This is a genomic window from Janibacter sp. A1S7, from assembly GCF_037198315.1.
GTDB lineage: Bacteria > Actinomycetota > Actinomycetes > Actinomycetales > Dermatophilaceae > Janibacter > Janibacter alittae.
Map to the genome: position 1 here is coordinate 2,409,665 of NZ_CP144913.1, position 14,706 is coordinate 2,424,370.

The 14,706-nt window shown below is 70.7% G+C and carries 15 protein-coding genes; 6 read left to right on the forward strand and 9 right to left on the reverse strand.

From position 1 onward, the window contains the following. Positions 1 to 2: 2 nt before the first annotated feature. The 4 genes from V1351_RS11620 to V1351_RS11635 are packed head-to-tail and all read right to left on the reverse strand — an operon-like array spanning position 3 to position 3,562. On the reverse strand, positions 3 to 1,001 hold the full coding sequence (locus V1351_RS11620) for a sensor histidine kinase (protein WP_338748326.1): 999 nt from the start codon (positions 999 to 1,001) through the stop codon (positions 3 to 5). Beyond that, on the reverse strand, positions 998 to 1,666 hold the full coding sequence (locus V1351_RS11625) for a response regulator transcription factor (protein ID WP_338748327.1): 669 nt from the start codon (positions 1,664 to 1,666) through the stop codon (positions 998 to 1,000). Before V1351_RS11625 ends, V1351_RS11620 begins: the two co-directional genes overlap by 4 nt. 23 nt (positions 1,667 to 1,689) lie before the next feature. Next, the gene (locus tag V1351_RS11630; protein ID WP_338748328.1) at positions 1,690 to 2,757 is read right to left on the reverse strand and encodes an adenylate/guanylate cyclase domain-containing protein; all 1,068 of its coding nucleotides are present in this window, start codon (positions 2,755 to 2,757) and stop codon (positions 1,690 to 1,692) included. A gap of 22 nt (positions 2,758 to 2,779) precedes the next feature. Then, positions 2,780 to 3,562, reverse strand: coding sequence for a biotin--[acetyl-CoA-carboxylase] ligase (locus V1351_RS11635; RefSeq protein WP_338748329.1), 783 nt, complete (start codon positions 3,560 to 3,562; stop codon positions 2,780 to 2,782). 24 nt (positions 3,563 to 3,586) lie between these two features. Here V1351_RS11635 and V1351_RS11640 point away from each other — a divergent pair, with 24 nt between their 5' ends. From V1351_RS11640 to V1351_RS11655, 4 genes are all read left to right on the forward strand, one after another. Continuing rightward, positions 3,587 to 5,227 carry an acyl-CoA carboxylase subunit beta gene (locus V1351_RS11640; RefSeq protein WP_338748330.1) on the forward strand — a complete coding sequence of 547 codons (1,641 nt, stop codon included), beginning with the start codon at positions 3,587 to 3,589 and terminating at the stop codon, positions 5,225 to 5,227. Between the two features lie 80 nt (positions 5,228 to 5,307). Then, positions 5,308 to 5,532, forward strand: a complete 225-nt coding sequence (locus V1351_RS11645; RefSeq protein WP_338748332.1) for an acyl-CoA carboxylase epsilon subunit — start codon at positions 5,308 to 5,310, stop codon at positions 5,530 to 5,532. Between the two features lie 90 nt (positions 5,533 to 5,622). Further along, positions 5,623 to 6,291, forward strand: coding sequence for an MOSC domain-containing protein (locus V1351_RS11650; RefSeq protein WP_338748333.1), 669 nt, complete (start codon positions 5,623 to 5,625; stop codon positions 6,289 to 6,291). Between the two features lie 45 nt (positions 6,292 to 6,336). Then, positions 6,337 to 6,603, forward strand: coding sequence for a hypothetical protein (locus tag V1351_RS11655; RefSeq protein WP_338748334.1), 267 nt, complete (start codon positions 6,337 to 6,339; stop codon positions 6,601 to 6,603). 74 nt (positions 6,604 to 6,677) lie between these two features. On the opposite strand, the gene V1351_RS11660 is transcribed toward V1351_RS11655, so the two are convergent. Together V1351_RS11660 and V1351_RS11665 are read right to left on the reverse strand one after the other, a co-directional pair. Continuing rightward, entirely contained in the window at positions 6,678 to 7,217 is a 540-nt protein-coding gene (locus V1351_RS11660) for a ribonuclease H family protein (protein WP_338748335.1), read from the reverse strand. Positions 7,218 to 7,264: 47 nt separating this feature from the next. After that, complete coding sequence (locus V1351_RS11665) at positions 7,265 to 8,056, reverse strand: methyltransferase domain-containing protein (protein WP_338748336.1); 792 nt, start codon at positions 8,054 to 8,056, stop codon at positions 7,265 to 7,267. Here V1351_RS11665 and V1351_RS11670 point away from each other — a divergent pair. Beyond that, entirely contained in the window at positions 8,055 to 9,791 is a 1,737-nt protein-coding gene (locus V1351_RS11670; protein WP_338748337.1) for a DUF885 domain-containing protein, read from the forward strand. The two genes, V1351_RS11665 and V1351_RS11670, sit on opposite strands and share 2 nt — an antisense overlap. Before the next feature lie 57 nt (positions 9,792 to 9,848). Here V1351_RS11670 and V1351_RS11675 read toward each other — a convergent pair whose 3' ends face one another. Then, entirely contained in the window at positions 9,849 to 11,120 is a 1,272-nt protein-coding gene (locus V1351_RS11675) for a lipase family protein (RefSeq protein ID WP_338748338.1), read from the reverse strand. 135 nt (positions 11,121 to 11,255) lie between these two features. Between V1351_RS11675 and V1351_RS11680 the strand changes: the two genes are divergently transcribed. Further along, entirely contained in the window at positions 11,256 to 11,876 is a 621-nt protein-coding gene (locus V1351_RS11680) for a Maf family protein (protein WP_338748339.1), read from the forward strand. A gap of 61 nt (positions 11,877 to 11,937) precedes the next feature. Here the strand turns inward: V1351_RS11680 and V1351_RS11685 are convergent, their stop codons facing one another. Next, positions 11,938 to 13,020 carry a S8 family serine peptidase gene (locus V1351_RS11685; protein WP_338748340.1) on the reverse strand — a complete coding sequence of 361 codons (1,083 nt, stop codon included), beginning with the start codon at positions 13,018 to 13,020 and terminating at the stop codon, positions 11,938 to 11,940. 120 nt (positions 13,021 to 13,140) lie between these two features. Further along, positions 13,141 to 14,706, reverse strand: coding sequence for an acyl-CoA carboxylase subunit beta (locus V1351_RS11690; protein WP_338748342.1), 1,566 nt, complete (start codon positions 14,704 to 14,706; stop codon positions 13,141 to 13,143).

Below are 14,706 nucleotides of genomic sequence, written 5' to 3' on the forward strand. Positions count from 1 at the left end.
GCTCAGCGCTGCCCGGGTCCGGAGAGGAAGATCGCGAAGACCGCGGGCCGGGCCTGCACGAGCTCCAGGCGTCCGCCGTTGCGCTCGGCGAGTTGTCGCGCCAGCCCGAGGCCGAGGCCGGAGCCGCTCGAGGTCACCGACCGCTCGAAGATGTGTGGGGCGATCGCGGTGGGGACCCCTTCGCCCTCGTCCTGGACCTCGAGGACGATCGACCCGCTCGAGCCGCGCATGGTGATCGTCACGAGGCCGGCACCGTGGGCCAGGGAGTTCTCGATGAGGCCCTGCAGGATCTGCGCAAGGTCCATCGGCGCGCACCGCACCGACAGGCCGGGCGGCCCGTCCACGCGCATCGTGCGGTGCGCGGCGGTGAAGGCCGGCTGGTACTCCCTCTGCAGGCCGGCGAGCACGGAGTCCAAGGAGATCTCGGGGACCTCGCCCCCGTCCTGGGTGCGGGTGCGCAACGTGTCGACGACCCCGCTCAGGCGCTCGACCTGGGTCACGGCCACGGCGGCCTCGTCGCGGATGACATCGAGATCATCGGTCTCGGCGATCTCCTCGAGGCGCATCAGCAGAGCGGTCAGTGGCGTGCGCAGCTGGTGCGAGGCATCAGCGGCGAAGTCCCGGTCGAGCGAGCGCTGGCGTGCCAGCTCACCGGCCAGACGGGCAATCGCCTGCGTCGTCGCGTCGATGTCGGTCAGACCGACGTCGGAGCGGGGCAGAGCGCCGCCGCCCTCACGGATCGTCTCGATCTGGTGGGTGATGAAGGTCAGACCCCGCGACCGGCGCCCGTTGATCACCCGGAGAACGGCCAGGGCCCCGAGGCCGGCAAGCGCCGCACCCGTCGCCGGCGCGATGGCGACCCACACCGGGGTCTGCAGACCGAGGACGGCCTCGCCATCGGTGACGACGAAGAGGACGACGCCCAGCACGAGGGCGGTGACCACCGCGCCACCGACCGCCACCGCGACGAGCAGCCGACGAACCAGCGCGCCGTAGGTCACGAGTCGAATCGGAACCCGACACCGCGCACCGTCGCGATGTGCGTCGGGTCCGAGACGTCCTCACCGAGCTTGCGGCGCAGGACGGAGATGTGCATGTCGAGGGCCTTGGTCGAGCCGTACCACTCCGTCTCCCAGACCTCGGCCATCAGCTGCTCGCGGGTGACGACACGTCCTCGCTCACGCACCAGGACGCTGAGCACGGAGAACTCCTTGGCCGTCAGCGGCAACTCCTCGCCGTGGAACCACACGCGGCGGCTGTCGAGGTCCATGCGCAGCGGTCCGCTCGGCTCGATCGCCTCGTCGCCTCGCCGTCGCAGCAACGCACGCACGCGGGCCATCAGCTCCGCCAGGCGGAAGGGCTTGGTGACGTAGTCATCCGCCCCGGCGTCGAGCCCGACGACGGTGTCGACCTCGTCGGCGCGGGCGGTCAGGATCAGGACCGGCACGTCCGAACCCGTGGCTCGCATGCGACGGCACACCTCGAGTCCGTCGAGGGTCGGCAGACCGAGGTCGAGGACCAGCAGGTCCGGAGGGGCCCCGAGGGCGACGTCGAGGGCCTCGCGACCGTCGGAGTGCACCGTCACGTCGTAGCCCTCTCGCACGAGAGCACGTGCCAACGGGTCGGAGATGGCGGTGTCGTCTTCGGCCAGCAGCACTCGGGTCATGGTCGGATCATAGGAACTCATCCTCAGACGTGCGCGGTGACATCGGTGGTGCGGCGCGCCCCGGTGACCCGCACGAGGCGACTCGGGACGACCTCGCCGATCCCCCGGAGCGACCGACGCCGGGTCGCGACGGTGGCGAACCCGCTGAGCGGCTCGAGCAACCGCGTCAGGGCGTCGTCGACGTAGACGCCTCCGGGAGGGGCGACGGCAGTCAGGCGGCTGGCGCGGTTGACCGTCGTGCCGAAGACGTCGCCGAGCCGCCGCACCACCGGTCCGTGTGCCATTCCGATCCTGGCCTCCGGAAGCAGGTCGTCCTCGGTCATGGCCTCGACGAGATCGAGCGCGATGGCGGCCGCGGGGGCGACCTCGAAGGTCTGGAAGAGCACCTCGTCACCCACGGTCTTGACGACCCGTCCTCCGTGTGCGGTGACGATGTCGGTACACAGGTCCTCGAAGCGCTGGACCAACCGGGCCAGATCCCGCTCGGTGAGACGCCGCACCACGGAGGTGAAGTTGACCAGGTCGGCGAAGCCGATGACCGACATGCGGCCCGCGTCCTCCTCGACGGTCAACAGGCGCTGGATGGTCGCGGTGAGCTGTCGACGCCACACGTAGAGCAGCAGCGGCTCGAGCTCGTCGGCGAGCCCGGAGAGCCGGGCGGCGGCGACCTCGGAGTCCCCGACGGCCTCCTCCTCGGTCGGCTCGTCGTCGTGTCGCTGGCGGGCGACCTCCTCGAGGACGAGCTGGGCCTGCCACGCCGCGAGACGGTCCATGGTCCGGGCGAGGGCGCGGGTCATCGACAGCGCGAACTCCTCGGGGAACTCGCCGTCGCGGACCAACCGGGCGACCCGCGAGAGCGCCTCCAGATCGGCCTCGGTGAACATGTCATCGCCCTCCTGGACGATGGGAAAGCCCATCGCGTGCCAGAACTTGCGGGCGGAGCGCACCGAGACCCCGGCGCCGCGGGAGACCTGGCGTCGACCCATCGAGGCGGGTCGACCGAGCAGGACCCGCTCGAACTCCTCCGGGGCACCATCGTCCGGCAGGACCGGCTCATCGGGGTCGTGCCCGTGGGCTCCGGCGTGCGGCACGGCACCTCCGTGGATCGATGGTTCAGCTGGACGACGCGCCGGGCAGACGGATGTGCTGCACGTCACCTGCTGCAACGGTATCCGAGCCATGCGCCCCGGTGACACGTAGGCGGCCCTCGCGGTCCAGACCCGTGGTCTCGACCTCCTCCCGGGTGCCGTCGGGGCGGTGCAGGACGACGCGACGCCCCAGGGTCGCGCAGGCGGCCGCGTAGGCCGCCCGGACCTCCTCGGCCCGGTCCCCCCCTTCGGTCAGGGCGGTGTGCTGGCGGCGCAGGTGCCTGAGCACCGTCGCCGCCACCGTGGTCCGGTCCACGTGCGCACCGACGAGACGAAGGGAGGTGGCCGTCCCGACCGGGAGGTCACCTCGGTCATGACCGACGTTGATACCGATGCCCACCACCACACGGCCATCGGGTTGCGACTGGCACAGGATGCCGCAGACCTTGCGGTCCTCGTCCCCGGGCAGGAGCACGTCGTTCGGCCACTTCAGGTGGGCGTCCACCCCTTCGCTCACCAGCGCGGAACGCACGGCCAGTCCGGTCGCCAACGGCAGCCAGCCCGGGGGATCCACGGGGGGGACGAGGACGGACATCGCCAACGAGGCGCCGGGGGTGTCCTGCCACGGGCGCCCGAGCCGGCCCCGACCGGCCGTCTGGTGCTCGGTGACGACGGGTGACCACAGCACCCCCCGGGTGGCCGCAGCCGTGTTCGTCGAGCCGACCCGAGACAGGTGCACGACCTCTCCCCACCCCTCGGCGGGAGGCAGCAGGGTGGTCAGTCGTTGGACGTCCATCGTGGTCGGCACAGCGTCAAGGTTAGGCTGCGCACCATGTCCCAGAGCACCGAGACCACTGACGCTCAGTCGATCGGCGGCACCGACGTCCCCGTCGACATCAACATCCACACGACGGCCGGCAAGCTCGCCGACCTCAAGCGTCGTGTGGCCGAGGTCGCGAACGCAGGTTCGAGCCACGCCGTCGAGAAGCAGCACGACCGCGGCAAGCAGACTGCCCGCGAGCGCATCGCACTCCTCCTCGACGAGGGGAGCTTCGTCGAGATGGACAAGTACGCCCGTCACCGCTCCACCGCCTTCGGTCAGGACGCCAACCGACCCTATGGCGACGGCGTCGTCACCGGCTACGGCACGGTCGATGGTCGACAGGTCGCCGTCTTCGCCCAGGACTTCACGGTCTTCGGCGGCTCCCTCGGTGAGGTCTTCGGCGAGAAGATCACCAAGGTCATGGACTTCGCGATGAAGATCGGCTGCCCGGTGGTCGGGCTCAACGACTCCGGCGGCGCCCGCATCCAGGAGGGCGTGGTCTCGCTCGGCCTGTACGGCGAGATCTTCAAGCGCAACGTGCACGCCTCGGGTGTGATCCCGCAGATCTCCCTGATCATGGGGCCCTGCGCCGGCGGCGCCGTCTACTCCCCCGCGGTCACCGACTTCACCGTCATGGTCGACCAGACCTCGCACATGTTCATCACCGGCCCGGACGTCATCAAGACGGTCACCGGTGAGGACGTGGAGTTCGAGGAGCTCGGCGGCGCGCACACGCACAACAGCAAGTCCGGCGTCGCGCACTACATGGCGACCGACGAGGACGACGCAATCGACTACGTCAAGGCGCTGCTCGGCTACCTGCCGAGCAACAACCTCGAGGACCCGCCCGTCTTCGGCGAGGAACTCGACCTGGCGGTCACCGACGATGACCGGGTGCTCGACACGATCATCCCTGACTCGCCGAACATGCCCTACGACATGAAGCAGGTCATCGCCTCGGTCGTCGACGACGGCGACTTCCTCGAGGTCCACCCGCTCTTCGCGCCGAACATCATCTGCGGCTTCGCCCGGATCGAGGGCCGCTCGGTCGGCGTCGTCGCCAACAACCCGATGCAGCTCGCGGGCACGCTCGACATCGGTGCCTCGGAGAAGGCCGCGCGCTTCGTGCGCACCTGCGACGCCTTCAACGTCCCGGTCCTGACCTTCGTCGACGTGCCGGGCTTCCTGCCGGGAACCGACCAGGAGTGGAACGGCATCATCCGCCGCGGGGCGAAGCTGATCTTCGCCTACGCCGAGGCCACCGTCCCGCTGGTCACGGTCATCACCCGCAAGGCCTACGGCGGCGCGTACGACGTCATGGGCTCCAAGCACCTCGGCGCCGACATCAACCTCGCCTGGCCGACCGCCCAGATCGCCGTCATGGGAGCCCAGGGCGCGGTCAACATCCTCTACCGCAAGCAGCTCAAGGCCGCCGAGGACGAGGGGCGCGACGTCGAGGCGGCTCGCCAGGAGTTCATCTCCGCCTACGAGGACGCCTTGGCCAACCCGTACGTCGCCGCGGAGCGTGGCTACATCGACACGGTCATCACGCCGAGCAACACCCGGATGAACGTCAGCCGGGCGCTGCGCGCGCTGAAGACCAAGCGCGAGACACTGCCGCCGAAGAAGCACGGGAACATTCCGCTATGACCTCTTCACAGGCTCAGAGCTCAGATCGGCTCCACGCTATGACCTCTTCACAGGCTCAGAGCTCAGATCGGCTCCACGCTATGAGTTCCACCGACGAGTCCCCCACCGCCCCGCGCATCGAGGTCATCGGCGACGCCTCGCCGGAGCAGGTCGCCGCGCTCGTCGCGGTGCTCTCTGCGGCCGGTGGTGGTCAGGACGAGGGACCCTCGGGACCCGCGTCGCGTTGGGCCTCCCGCGAGCGCCTGGTGCGTGCGCCGCTCCACCCGGCACCCGGCGCCTGGCGAGCTGCGGCCTTCCCTCGGTGAGTCGGACGACACGTCGTGCGCCCGAGTGATCACCGTACCCGCGATTAACATCCCGTTCGGCGAGCGGACCCTCCCGGGTAGCCTCTCGTCGTGACCTCGCCCCTCCCCCGTGCCCTGTCGGTCAACGTCGCTCGGGCCCGCCCCCGCCGGGATCCGAAGGACGCACCGACCGGGATCGACAAGCGCCCCACCGACGTGATCTCGGTGGCGGACCCCGGGGCGCGACGGGTGGTCGACGGGCGCGGCGTCTCGGGCGTCGCGGCCGACCACGTCGGCGACGGCCGCTTCCACGGCGGATGGGATCGGGCCGTCTACGCCTACTCGCGCGCGGAGCTCGATCTGTGGGCAGCCGCCCTGGGTCGCGAACTGCCCAACGGGCACTTCGGCGAGAACCTCACGACGGACGATCTCGACGTCGACGCGGCCGAGGTCGGTGACCGCTGGCACGTGGGCGGCGCCGTCCTCGAGGTGCGCTGGACGCGGCAGCCGTGCGCGACCTTCGGGGAGTGGATGGGCGAACCCGGCTGGGTCAGGCGATTCATGGCTCACGGACGGACCGGCGCCCTGCTGAGCGTGGTCGAACCGGGTGAGATCCGGGCCAAGGACCAGATCGAGGTCGTGCGTTCCGGCTCGGGCATCGACCTGCCCACGGTGCTGCGCGCGAAACTCGGCGACGTCGATCTGGCCCGACGAGTCCTCGACGCCGATGTCTACACCGGGCACCGCCGTCAGCAGTTCCTCGACGTTCTCGACCGCTGACCGATCACCGCACGACGGCCACCCATCGGCCGTAACCTCTCACGGGTGCCCATCGATCTGCCCCACGTCCTGTCCGTCACCATCGGTCGCCCGGTGTGGCAGCGGATCCCCAGGGGTCAGCCCACCGGCATCGGAAAGCAGCCGGTCGAGGTCATCCATGTCAGCGGCCCCGGACCGAAGCGGGTCGCCTCCGGTGCGGGCGTCTCGGGTGTCGACGGTGACCACGTCGGCGACGGGCGCCACCACGGCGGCTCGGACCGTGGCTCGGGGACCGTGACGCCGCCCGTGCCGCGCTCGACTCTGGCGTCCTGACCGGTGACCGGCAGGCCGAGTTGGCGGAGGTCAGCGCTCGCCCGTGAGCCGTCGTCCGGGTGCCTGTGGATGCCTCAGAAGAGGGACAGCGGCTCGTCCTGCGCCGGCTCAGCAGCCCGCTCGACGACTGCCTCGGCCGTGCCCGACCGGGCGCCGGGGATGCCCGGCCCTGCCTCGGGCGCAGCCCCCTTCGCCCATGCCGTTGCCGCGCTGTTGGCGAGCCGATCCGCCTCCTCGTTGAGGTCATGACCGGCGTGGCCCTTGACCCACTCGAAGGTCACTCGTCGCCCGGCCATCGCCGCGTCGAGTGCCTGCATGAGCTCGACGTTGAGGACCGGGTTGCCGTCCTTCTTGCGCCAGCCCTTGCGCTTCCAGCCCGGCATCCACGCGGTGATCGAGTTGATGACGTACTTGCTGTCGCAGATGATGTGCAGCTCCGCGTCGAGGTGCGCGGTCTGCTGGAGCAGGTCCAGGACGGCCATGAGCTCGCCCATGTTGTTGGTCCCGTGCGCCCAACCACCACGATCCCACCGGTCCTCGTCGATGTACCAGCCCCAACCGGCAGGACCGGGGTTGCCGAGCGCGGATCCGTCGGCGGCAGCGGTGAGGGTCATGCGGTCACTCCGTGGGGGCGAAGGGAGAAAAGGCTGCGGTCTTCCTATCAGACGCGCGCCAGCACCTCACCATGGACGATGACGAACCACCCATCGGGTGAGGTCGTCCACGACCGCCACCCGGCGACGACCTCGGCGATCGTCTCCTCATCACCCAGCCCCTGGGCGAGCACCTCCTCGTGGAAGGTCGACTCCACGGCGCGCTGCTGCCACTGGCCGCCCCACCAGGCCCGGGCGTCGTCGTCGGCGTAGCACCAGAGCGAGGCGCCCGCAGTCACATCGGAGAGTCCCGCCTCGTGGCACCACCGCAGCAGGTGGCGCCCGGCGTCGGGCTCGCCGCCGGCACCGCGGGCAGCGGACCGGTAGAGGTCGAGCCAGCGGGTGAGCCCGGGATGGGCCGGAGCCCAGGTCATCGCCTCGTAGTCCGCGTCACGCACCGCAACGAGGCCCCCCGGGCGGGTCACGCGTGCCATCTCCCGCAGGACGGCCACCGGGTCGCCGACGTGCTGGAGCACCTGATGGGCATGGGCGACGTCGAAGGAGTCGTCCGCGAACGGCAGCGCCGACGCGTCGGCCACCTCGAAGACAGTGCGGTCGTCCCCCTTCGCCCCGGCCGTGGAGCGGGCCTGCTCGATGACCGCTGCGGAGGCGTCGACGCCGACCGCCTCCCCCACGCGCTCGGCGAGATCGAGGGTGATCGACCCCGGACCGCACCCGACGTCGAGGAGTCGCGTCCCGGGCTCGAGGTGCGGAAGCAGGTAGCCGGCCGAGTTCTCGGCCGTGCGGGCCCCGTGGGAGGCGACGACGGACGGGGTGTGGCCGTGCACGTATCGACTCATGAACCGATTCTGCGCGCGCGGACCCGCGCGGATCGGTACCGTCCGGGAGGTGAGCACACAGCAGAGTCGTCCGCGGACCGACATCGACCGCATCGCCGAGGCACATTTCGACGCCGAGGTCGCCCTCTCCCCCGTCGGGGCGACCTACCTCGGCGTCCCGGGCCACGACGCCGACCTGGACGACCTCTCCCCCGAGGGGTTCGCCGCCGCGTCCCGGTTGCGCCGGGACACCTTGGCGGCGCTCGAGGGAGCCACCCCGGTCGATGACGTCGACCGGGTGACGCTCGAGGCGATGCGTGAGCGGCTCGGGCTCGCCGAGGAGATGCACGAGGTCGGTCTGGACCAGAGCGAGATCAACGTCCTCGCCTCGCCGATGCAGTCGGTGCGCGACGTCTTCGACGTCATGCCGACGGTGACGGCCGATGACTGGGCAACGATCGCGACCCGCATGGCCAAGGTCCCGCGAGCACTCGAGCAGTGGACCGAGTCGCTCAGCTCATCGGCTGACGCGGGACGGATCGCCCCCCGTCGCCAGTACGAGCGGTGCATCGATCAGTGCGCCGACCTGACCGCCCCGGACGGCTACTACGCGTCCTTCCTCGCCGGCGCGAGGCTGGACGACGGACAGCCGCTGCCGGAGTCGGTCTCCGCGGACCTGCGCCGCTCGGTCGAGGCAGCCGCCGACGGCTACCGCGAGTTGGCCGAGCGGTTGAAGCCGTTGCGGGACAAGGCCCCCCAGGCAGATTCCTGCGGCAGAGAGGATTACCAGCTGCACTCCCGGGTCTTTCTCGGCGCCCGAGTCGACCTCGAGGAGACCTACGCGTGGGGCCAGGCGGAGCTCGCCCGGATCACCGGCGAGATGGCCGCTGTCGCCGAGCAGATCTCCCCGGGCGCGAGCACCAAGGAAGCCATCGACCTCCTCGATGCCGACCCGCGCTACCGGCTGCACGGCACGCACGCGCTGCAGGCGTGGATGCAGGAGAGGGCGGACGAGGCCATCGAGATGCTCGACCCGCACATGGACATCCCCGAGCCGGTGCGCACGATCGAGTGCATGATCGCGCCCACCGAGACCGGCGGCATCTACTACACCGGCCCGAGCGACGACTTCTCCCGCCCGGGGCGCATGTGGTGGTCGGTCCCCAAGGGCGTCACCGAGTTCGGCACGTGGCGCGAGCTGACGACCGTCTACCACGAGGGCGTGCCGGGTCACCACCTCCAGATCGGCCAGACCGTCCACCGCAAGGAGTTGCTCAACCGGTGGCGGCGACTGGCCTCGTGGACCTCGGGGCACGGTGAGGGCTGGGCCCTGTACGCCGAGTGGCTCATGGCCGAGCTGGGCCACATGGACGACCCGGGCAACCGGATGGGCCTCTTGGACGGCCAGTCGCTGCGGGCTGCGCGAGTGGTCCTCGACATCGGGGTGCACTGCGGATTCGAGGCGCCGGCCGAGGTCGGTGGTGGCGCGTGGTCCTACGACAAGGCGTGGCAGTTCCTCACCGCCCACGCCAACCAGGGTGAGGACTTCCTGCGCTTCGAGCTGGACCGGTATCTCGGGTGGCCGGGTCAGGCCCCGAGCTACAAGATCGGCGAGCGGCTGTGGCTGCAGCTGCGCGAGGAGACCGCTCGCCGCGAGGGCGAGGCCTTCGACCTCAGGGCCTTCCACCGTCGCGCCCTGGACATCGGCGGTGTCGGCCTGGACACCCTGCGCACGGCGGTCCTGGGGTCCGCCTGACCACACGACGAAGGGGGTGGGCCCACACCGGGCCCACCCCCTTCGCTCATCGCCGGCTCAGAGGCGCCAGCAGCTGTTGACCGTGGTGCGGCCGGCGAAGCGCTTCTCGAAGAAGTACATCGACTTCTCGACGTGCGGGATCATGCCGCCGATGTGTGTCGGGGTCAGACCGGGGTTGAGCGTCACCCGCGAGCCCCGGTCGCACCAGTCGCTGGCGAGCTGCTTGCCGACCTCGAAGGGGATGACGTCATCGCCCCAGGCGTGGTTGATCACGACCGGAGCGCTCGGCTGCATCGTGCCGATCCGCTGCTCCTCCACCGCTGAGGCGAAGGGCTCCGTGGCGAGCAGCTCGGTCAGGTCCAGGCCGCTCTCGGTGTACTGGCCGCTGTCCTTGAAGGCATGGCTGAAGAGGTCGAAGACGCAGTCGCCCTCGACGGCGGCGGCCACCTGCTCACCGGCGTCGTTGAGCAAGGGCGCCGGGTCGATGTGCTCGGCCGTGGCGACACCGAGCATGGCGAAGAGCGCGAAGGCGTTGTACAGGCCGCCGTCGATCGTCGCCCCGACCCTGGCGAGGTCCGCGGGTGGGGCGCCGATCGCGGACCCCCTGATGTCCAACTCGGGAGCGTAGGACGAGGCGAGCTCAGCGGCCGCGGCTGCGGCACCACCACCCTGCGAGTACCCCATCAGACCGATCGGGTTGTCCGCGTCCACGTCGTCGCCCGCCAGCTGCTGCGCGGCCCGGGCCATGTCGAGGGAGGCATGGCCCTGGGCGGCGCGGACCATGTAGGTGTGCGTCCCGGGAGTGCCCAGCCCCTGGTAGTCGGTCATGGCGACCGCGTAGCCGCGCGAGACGGCCCGGGCGATGCCGATCCCCTCGTACTCGACGAGCTCCTCCATCTGGCGTGAGGGCGCACACGTGTCGGCGATCCCCTGCGTGCCGGCCGTGTACGAGATCAACGGTCGCCCGGAGGAGCCCACGTAGTCACTCGTCGGCACGAAGACGGTGCCGGTCACGGCGATCGGCACCCCGTCGGCGTCGGTCGAGGAGTACATCATCCGGGTGGCGGTGACGACGCGGGAGGACAGACCCAACGGGTCGAGCAGGAAGCTGGCCGGCTCGGTGCGGATGACCGTCCCGGGCGTGCTCGGGATCTGCGCCGGCGGCTCGTAGAAGTCGGGACGCCCCGGCTCCGGCGTGTCGGTGAGGGTGCTGGCACCCGCCGTGCCGGGGACGTCTCCCGGGCCGGCCTGGGCTGTACCGGCCAGGGGCACGGTGATGGCGATCGCGAGCGTGGCCGCTGCGGCAGACCGCTTGGCGAGGGAACTCATGGACGTCCTGTCTGTGGCGGGAGCGAGATCCCCCGACCGGGCAGGGGGCTGACCCCGGACACGGGTGACCTCATCACTGGGTGGGGATAAGTTACCGACTGGTCACCTCGCCGGCAACCGGAGGATGATGTCCTCATGCACCCGCTCGTCCTCGCCTCCGCGTCCCCCGCCCGCCTCGGCCTGCTGCGCGCCAGTGGCCTCGACCCGCAGGTCGTGGTCAGCGAAGTCGACGAGGACGCGGTCGAGTCCCGGGCCCGGCAGCAGGACCCACGCCTCTCCCCCGCGGGTCTGGCCCAGGTGCTGGCGGAGGCGAAGGGGGCAGCCGTCCGGGACCGCCTGGCCGGGGACCACCGGCTCGTGCTCGCCTGCGACTCGGTGCTCGAGTTCGACGGCGCCGTCCACGGCAAGCCCGGCACGGTCGAGCTCGCCCGCCGTCGATGGCAGGAGGTGCGCGGCAGGACCGGCACACTGCACACCGGGCACTGGATCGTCGACCCGGTCAGCGGACGGACCGCGGGTGCCCCGGCACAGGCAACAGTGCACTTCGCCGACGTCACCGACGCCGAGCTCGAGGGGTACCTTGCCACCGGCGAGCCGCTGCACGTCGCCGGTGGCTTCACGCTCGACGGGCTGGGCGCCCCCTTCGTCGACTCGATCGAGGGGCACCCCAGCACCGTGGTCGGACTGTGCCTGCCGCTGCTGCGGCAGCTGCTGATCGACCTCGACGTCGCGTGGTGGGACATCGCCTCCGCCTGACCCGCCGAGGGGCGACGGTGTCCTCACCGGTCACCACCGCCCCTCGGCCTCGAGCAGCCCGTCAGGACACGGGTGTGCCCACGGCGGCCTCCGCGTCGACGATGCCCCTTCCGTACATGAGGGTCGCCCCACCGCGGGTCCCCAGCAAGGGGTGCCGCGCAGTGGTGAGCATCGCGTCCTCGACGCCGGCCATGGACCGCCCCTGGCCGTAGAGCAGGGCCGCGACCCCGGCGACGTGCGGGGTCGCCATCGAGGTACCCGCGTAGGCGTCGTAGTCCGCGCCGCCGCACTCCGGCGTGCCGGTACCGCGCGGGACGGTGGAGATGATGTTGTCCTCGCAGGGGCCACCGAGCGGATTGCCGGAGCCGCCCGGAGCGGCCACGGACTTGCCGCTGAGCTTGATCGGCAGCTCGGAGAAGTACGACTTGAGCTCGGTGCGATCCGTCGCCCCGACGCAGATCGAGTCGCTGTTGAAGGCAGGGTCGTTGCACAGCAGGGTCGAGGTGTTGCCGGCCGCCGCGACCGTCAGCGTCCCCCGGCCACGGGCGTACTCGATGGCGTCGATGGTCGTCGTGTCCAGGCCCAGTGCGCCGATCAGCTGCAGGCCCGGCAGGCTGCCGAGGCTGAGGTTGATGACGTCCGCGCCGTTGTCGGCCGCCCAGCGGATGCCCTCGGCGATGTCGGCGTTGGTGCCCGCGCCGTCCTCGAGCACCTTGATCGGCATGATCCTCGCGTCCGGGGCGACCCCTGCGATGCCCACCCGGTTGTCGGCGACGGCGGCGATCGTGCCGGCGACATGGGTGCCGTGGGAGTCGGTCGCCTGGCCGACACCGTCGACGCCCTTCCACCCCCCGTCACCGCAGGGACCCTCGTGACCGTCCTCGCAGACGAACGTCGCTCCGGGGACGAGCTGGCCGGCCAGGTCCGGGTGGCCCAGGTCGACGCCGGTGTCGACGACCGCGACGGTCGCCCCGCCACCGGTGGACTCGCTCCAGGACTGCTCGGCATGGATCTGGTCGAGCCCCCACAGCTCGGGGCGAAGGGGGTCGCTGGTCGCCGCGCTCGCGGCGCCGGCGGTGGCCACGAGACCGATCGCGCTGGTGGCGGCCGCCAGGGGCGCGGCCCATCGGATGCTGCGCTGCATGGGTGGAACCTCCGTCAGGGGTGCGACGAAGCAGGTCTCCGCCGCGTGCTACCCGAAGGTAACAATGGTGGGCCGACCTCGCAGTGCGAGATCGGCCCACCCCGGCAGGTGCGCGCAGGGTCACACCGGCGGGATGTCCCGACGACGGGTGGAGAAGGTGCGCTCCCGACCACGGGCATGCCGCAACCGCGCGAGGAGCTCGTCGCGCAGGTGCTCGGGCTCGGTCACCTGGTCGAGGACGAGATCGGCGGCCAGCCGCTCGAGGTCGACGTCCTCCTCGTACTCCGCCCGCTTCGCCGCGATGAACTCATCCCGCGCTGCTTCACCCTGCTCGGCCTCGACCTGCGCGATCTTGTTGGCGTAGACGGCGTTGACGGCGGCCTCGGGACCCATGACCGCGATCCGCGCCGTCGGCAGGGCGATCGTCGCGTCGGGCGCGAAACCGGGTCCGCCCATCGCGTACAGGCCGGCGCCGTAGGCCTTGCGGACCACGACGCAGAACTGGGGCACGGTGGCCGACGAGACGGCCGAGACCATCTTCGCACCGTGGCGGATGATGCCGCCGCGCTCGACCTCGGAGCCGATCATGAACCCCGGCACGTCGGCCAGGTAGATCAGCGGGATCGAGTAGGCGTCGCACAGCCAGATGAAGCGCGATGCCTTGTCCGCGCTGTCGGTGAACAGGACACCGCCCTTGGCCATCGAGTTGTTGGCGACGATGCCGACGGTCTCACCGTTCATCCGACCGAGACCGACGACGAGCTCCGGGGCGAAGAGCTCCTTGACCTCGAAGAAGGAGTCGTCGTCGACCAGTCCGTCGATGACGTCGTGGACGTCGAAGGGCTGCGACTCCCGCTCGGGGATGGTCTCCTGGGTCAGCTGCGCCGCCGGGGCCTCGGCCGCGTACGACGGCACCTCGCTGTGCCAGTTGAGCGGTAGGTAGCTCAGCCAGATCCGGGCCGTCTCGATGGCCTCGGTGTCGTCGGCGACGAGGACATCACCGACACCGCTGACGGTGCAGTGCATCCGGGCACCGCCCATCTCCTCCAGCGAGACCTTCTCCCCGACGACCATCTCGGCCATGCGCGGACTGCCCAGGTACATGGAGGCATTGCCCTCGACCATGATCACCAGGTCGGTGAAGGAGGGGATGTAGGCGCCCCCGGCCGCACTCGGACCGAAGAGGCAGCACACCTGGGGCACCTTCCCGGAGAGCGCCACCTGGTTGTGGAAGATGCGCCCGGCTCCCCGTCGTCCGGGGAACATCTCCACCTGGTCGGTGATCCGCGCACCGGCGGAGTCAACCATCCAGAAGACGGGCAGTTCCTCACGCAGGGCCGACTCCGTGGCCCGCACGATCTTCTCCACCGTGCGAGCGCCCCACGAACCGGCCTTGACCGTCGGGTCGTTCGCGATGATGATCACCGGTCGCTCGTCGACGAGACCGCGTCCGGTGATCACACCGTCGGCGGGCAGGTTCGAGGCAAGGGCGTTGGCGTAGCGCCCGTCCTCGACGAAGGAGCCCTCGTCGACGAGCAGCGCGATGCGGTCGCGGACGTAGAGCTTGTTCTGCGACTCGAGCTTGGCGGCGGCCTTCTCTGTCGGTCGCTCGGAGGCCTCGTGGGCCTGCGCCATCCGCTGACGGACGTCCTCGACCTTGGGGTCGAGTGGATACGGGGTGGACAT

Excerpts from the sequence above, each read along its gene's own strand:
- V1351_RS11625 (WP_338748327.1), bottom strand. The coding sequence starts at position 1,666 with ATGACCCGAGTGCTGCTGGCCGAAGACGACACCGCCATCTCCGACCCG.
- V1351_RS11640 (WP_338748330.1), top strand. The coding sequence starts at position 3,587 with ATGTCCCAGAGCACCGAGACCACTGACGCTCAGTCGATCGGCGGCACC.
- V1351_RS11645 (WP_338748332.1), top strand. The coding sequence starts at position 5,308 with ATGAGTTCCACCGACGAGTCCCCCACCGCCCCGCGCATCGAGGTCATC.
- V1351_RS11660 (WP_338748335.1), bottom strand. The coding sequence starts at position 7,217 with ATGACCCTCACCGCTGCCGCCGACGGATCCGCGCTCGGCAACCCCGGT.
- V1351_RS11670 (WP_338748337.1), top strand. The coding sequence starts at position 8,055 with ATGAACCGATTCTGCGCGCGCGGACCCGCGCGGATCGGTACCGTCCGG.
- V1351_RS11665 (WP_338748336.1), bottom strand. The coding sequence starts at position 8,056 with ATGAGTCGATACGTGCACGGCCACACCCCGTCCGTCGTCGCCTCCCAC.
- V1351_RS11675 (WP_338748338.1), bottom strand. The coding sequence starts at position 11,120 with ATGAGTTCCCTCGCCAAGCGGTCTGCCGCAGCGGCCACGCTCGCGATC.
- V1351_RS11680 (WP_338748339.1), top strand. The coding sequence starts at position 11,256 with ATGCACCCGCTCGTCCTCGCCTCCGCGTCCCCCGCCCGCCTCGGCCTG.
- V1351_RS11685 (WP_338748340.1), bottom strand. The coding sequence starts at position 13,020 with ATGCAGCGCAGCATCCGATGGGCCGCGCCCCTGGCGGCCGCCACCAGC.
- V1351_RS11690 (WP_338748342.1), bottom strand. The coding sequence starts at position 14,706 with ATGTCCACCCCGTATCCACTCGACCCCAAGGTCGAGGACGTCCGTCAG.